The organism is Streptomyces sp. NPDC059456 (genome assembly GCF_042750055.1).
GTDB lineage: Bacteria > Actinomycetota > Actinomycetes > Streptomycetales > Streptomycetaceae > Streptomyces.
Map to the genome: position 1 here is coordinate 1 of NZ_JBHYVA010000913.1, position 2,714 is coordinate 2,714.

3 protein-coding genes are annotated in these 2,714 nt (G+C 74.3%); 1 reads left to right on the plus strand and 2 read right to left on the minus strand.

Annotated elements, in window-relative coordinates:
* Nucleotides 1–128: 128 nt before the first annotated feature.
* Together ACFXA3_RS40445 and ACFXA3_RS40450 are read right to left on the minus strand one after the other, a co-directional pair.
* Complete coding sequence (locus tag ACFXA3_RS40445) at nucleotides 129–1,319, minus strand: glutathionylspermidine synthase family protein (protein WP_385196119.1); 1,191 nt, start codon at nucleotides 1,317–1,319, stop codon at nucleotides 129–131.
* 5 nt (nucleotides 1,320–1,324) lie between these two features.
* Nucleotides 1,325–1,645: a hypothetical protein gene (locus tag ACFXA3_RS40450; RefSeq protein WP_385196121.1), complete on the minus strand. Its 321-nt coding sequence runs from the start codon at nucleotides 1,643–1,645 to the stop codon at nucleotides 1,325–1,327.
* Between the two features lie 98 nt (nucleotides 1,646–1,743).
* Here ACFXA3_RS40450 and ACFXA3_RS40455 point away from each other — a divergent pair, with 98 nt between their 5' ends.
* A complete protein-coding gene (locus ACFXA3_RS40455; RefSeq protein WP_385196123.1) occupies nucleotides 1,744–2,571 on the plus strand; it encodes a hypothetical protein in 828 nt (275 codons plus the stop codon).
* Nucleotides 2,572–2,714: the final 143 nt, after the last annotated feature.

Sequence of the window (2,714 nt, forward strand, 5' to 3'; positions counted from 1 at the left end):
ACCCCCCGCCCGCCCCCCCACCCACCCCGGGCAGCCGGCGGCGCCCCCCCCGCCGGCGCGGGCCGCGGGGCGGCCGGGGCCGGAGGCCGGCAGACGCCGCAGGCCCGGCATGATCCGAAGGACAGACCCTAGAGGATGACGTGGGGCAGGAAGCGGGCGTACTCGTCCGTGACCGGCCCCGCCGACTCGCGGATGCCCAGGCCCGCGGCCTCCTCCTCGACGACCCACGCGCCGAGCACGACGTGGTTGCCGTCGAAGTCGGGCAGCGGTGCCAGGCCCTGGAAGACGTACGTCTCGTCCTCGGCCGGGGTGAACGGCTCGCCGCCGACCGGGTGCAGGGTGACCCCGGCGCCCTCACGGCCCAGCAGCGGCTTCGCCGCGTACCCGGTGGTCCGCGCGAGCTCGCGCGGGCCGTCGAGGTAGGCGGGCAGCAGGTTCGGGTGCTCCGGGAAGAGCTCCCACAGGATCGCCAGCAGCGCCTTGTTGGACAGCAGCATCTTCCACAGCGGTTCGATCCAGGCGGTGGTGCCCGAGCCGCCGCCGTGGTCGTACGTACCGAGGACCTGCGGGCCGAAGTCGTCGCCGGCCAGCCACTCCCACGGGTAGAGCTTGAAGCAGCTGCGGATGAAGCGGAGCTTCTGGTCCACGAACCGGCCCGACAGACCGTCCCAGCCGATCTGCTCCACGGACAGCGCCTCGGTCTCCAGGCCCGCCTGTTCGGCGGTCTCCTGGAGGTAGGCGACCGTCATCAGGTCCTCGCCGAGCTCGTCGGTCTCGGAGTGCGCGAAGTGCAGCGGGCCGGGCGGCAGCAGTTCCGCCTGCCGGCGCCAGGCCTCGACGAGCCGCTCGTGGAGGGAGTTCCACTGGTCGGCGCCGGGGAAGCGCTCCTCCATCCAGAACCACTGCGGACTGGCCGCCTCCACGAGGGAGGTGGGGGTGTCGGCGTTGTACTCCAGCATCTTGGCCGGGCTGCCGCCGCCGTCGTAGCGCAGGTCGAACCGGCCGTAGAGGGAGGGCTGTTCGGCGCGCCGGCGCCAGGACTCGGCGATCAGCGACGCGAGGCGCGGATCGGTGATGCCGAGGTCCGCGAAGCGGTCGTGCTCGACGATGTGCGCGGCCGCGGCCAGGCACATGGCGTGCAGCTCCTCGACGACGTTCTCCAGCGCCTCGACCTCGGGGAGCGAGAAGGAGTAGTACGCGCTCTCGTCCCAGTAGGGGCGCAGGGAGTCGTCGGGGTAGCGGGTGAGGGGGTAGATCAGCCCCTGCTCCTCGACGGTCTTCTGCCAGTCCGGCCGCGGTTCGATGGTGTGACGGCGCACGCGGGTCAGCCGCCGCTGGAGCCGGAGTGGCCGCCGATGCCGCCGCGGGTGACGGCGGACTTGTCGAAGCTGCCGCCGCTGACGCGGTTCTTGGAGACGGAGCCGCCGTAGTAGTAGGCGCCGCGGCTGCTGCTCCCGTTGCCGCTCTTGCACTCCTTGGTGTTCAGCTTCTCCAGGGTGGTGCGGTCCACGCAGCGCTTGTCCGGCTCGCTGCTGCTGCCGCAGGCCACGAGGGCGGCGGCGAGCAGGCCCATGCCGCCGAGGGCCACGCTGCCGGAGCGCATGCGGCGTCGGGCGGTGCCGTCACTTCTGCTGCTGTCGTCCATGGCGGCAAGACTAGAGCGGGGTGGCGGAGCGATGGAATCCGGCCGTCGAAACCCCCTCATGACCTCCATCACCTAGAGTCCGTTGCGTGCTCCTTGGGATGATTTGCGCGCTCGGTGCGGCGGTCTGCTTCGGCACGGCGTCGGTCCTCCAGGCGATGGCCGCGCGGGCGGCGGAGCCGGGGACGGGCTCCGGGGTGGACACGGCGCTGCTGCTGCGGGCGGCCCGGCAGTGGCGGTACGTGCTGGGCCTCGCGCTGGACGCGACCGGGTTCGTGCTCCAGATCATCGCGCTGAAGCACCTGCCGATCTACGCGGTGAGCGCGGCGCTGGCCGCGAGCCTCGCGGTGACGGCGGTGGTCTCGGCGCGGCTGCTGCACGTACGGCTGGGCGGCGCCGAATGGGGCGCGGTCGGGGTGGTCTGCGCGGGTCTGGCGATGCTGGGGCTGGCGTCGGGCGAGGAGGGCGCGGGGACCGGAACGTTCGCGCTGAAGCTGGGGCTGCTGGGGGTGGCCGGGCTGGTGCTGCTGGTGGGAGCGGTGGCGGGCGGGCTCCCGGACCGCTCCCGGGCGCTGGTCCTGGGCCTGGCGGCGGGAACGGGCTTCGGGGTGGTGGAAGTGGCGGTCCGCCTCATCGACGGCGTCTCGTTCACGAACCCCGCGGTGTACGCGCTGCTGCTGGGCGGGGGCGCGGCGTTCCTGCTGCTCACCTCGGCGCTCCAGCGGGGCTCGGTGACGGTGGCCACGGCGGGCATGGTGCTGGGCGAGACGATCGGCCCGGCGGTGGTGGGCGTGGTCTGGCTCGGCGACCGCACCCGCGAGGGCCTGGCGTGGCTGGCCGTCCTGGGCTTCGCGGTCGCGGTGGCGGGGGCCCTGGCCCTGGCCCGTTTCGGCGAACCCCCGCCCCCCTCCGCCCCCGCGGAGGCGTGACCGGGCCGGGCCGGGCCGGAGCCAGGCCGGATCCGGGCCGGGGCCGGAGCCAGGCCGGGCCTGGGGGGCCTGCCGCCCCGGGCCGGGGCGGGGCTGGCGAGGTGCGGAGCATCGCGGGGGGGGTCGGAGTGCGCCGCGTCAGT

Coding starts and splice junctions, on each gene's coding strand:
- ACFXA3_RS40455 (WP_385196123.1), top strand. CDS start 1,744: ATGATTTGCGCGCTCGGTGCGGCGGTCTGCTTCGGCACGGCGTCGGTC.
- ACFXA3_RS40450 (WP_385196121.1), bottom strand. CDS start 1,645: ATGGACGACAGCAGCAGAAGTGACGGCACCGCCCGACGCCGCATGCGC.